This window comes from Finegoldia magna (assembly GCF_018371055.1).
Taxonomy (GTDB): Bacteria; Bacillota; Clostridia; order Tissierellales; family Peptoniphilaceae; genus Finegoldia; species Finegoldia magna_I.
Window position 1 is genome coordinate 1 of record NZ_JAGYZD010000341.1, and the last position, 1284, is coordinate 1284.

Consider the following 1284-nt stretch of genomic DNA (forward strand, 5'->3'; position numbering starts at 1 on the left):
TTTTACTTCAGATGCTGATTTTACTTCTCCACATCTTGAAGTTATATAGGATAAAAGTTCATGGGTATTATGACCAATTTCTCCTTCTTTGTTTATGATGTATTCATCATATCCAGGATGACTTGTTTTTACACTTTCGATTTGTGATTGCAGGTCATATTCCATTGATGAAAATTCTTGATTAACTTCACTTAGAACTGTGTCTTGTGATAGGTATGTTGTTGTCATTACTGAATTTACTGAATTGCTTAGTCCACTCATACCAACACTTCCACCACCAATCATGATTGATTGCATAATACCTAGTCCTATTACTACAAATAGAACCATCTTGCTTTTTCTTACTATTAGCTCTTTAGAAGCCTTACCTAAACTTAAAATAGCTTTTTTAACTCTATCTACAAGTCTTGTTTCGTGCTTTTTAGCTATCATGCTTTTCATTTGCTTTCTTTGGTAAAACTTCTTAAATCTATTTTTCTTTATATAGGCGTCTGACTTTTTCAAATCTTCCAAGCCACTTTTAAACTCCAACTTGCTTTTTCTCTTTCTTATTTTCTTATCAAGTTTAGATAGCTTTTTTAAGGACTTTTTCTTTTTGTCTAGCTTATACTTCCTTATTCCATGCTGGAGTTTAGAGCTTACATTAGCGGCCTTTTCTCCAGATTCTACACCAGTATTATCAGATCCTGAACTTAAATAATCTCTCACTAACTCTGAAGACTTAGCTCCAGATAATAAAACCCCAGAAGATAGACCTCCTTTAGTTTTATTCTTTAAAATATTATCCTTTAGCTTGCTTTTAGACTTTTCAAGCTCTCCAATCTTTTTATCTGAGATAAAATCTTTAACATCTTGTGCTTTCTTAGAATCTTTCGGTGTACCTTTCTTAGATTCATTTTTTAAGTCATCAATTTTCTTTCGAGTAAATTTATTACTTTCATAATTTTTTCTCTTATAGTAAGTCTTCTTTTTATTAACTTTCTTTTGTTCTGAAGGTTTAAGGCTTGTTTCCTTTTCATCTTTTATAAATTCTTGATCATTGTCTTTAAACTCAGGGTTATCAAAAGTTTTATCTATATCAACTTCGCTTAGCTTACTTTCTTTATCTATTTCTTTAGAAATTTTTTCCTTATCCTTAAACTTCTTTTCTTGATAAAGTTTATGCTTTTTCTTTTTATCGATATTAGCATTACTCTCGTTCTTACTTACTTCATCTTTAACAAGCTTATCTTTTCTATATATTCTCTTGCTTTTCTTAGCTTCAATAGGTTTATCTTCACTTGT

1 protein-coding gene is annotated in these 1284 nt (G+C 30.1%); it reads right to left on the reverse strand.

Annotated elements, in window-relative coordinates:
* A partial coding sequence (locus tag KHW44_RS09730; protein ID WP_369680536.1) for a CD1108 family mobile element protein occupies nt 1–1284 on the reverse strand: 1284 nt, incomplete at both ends.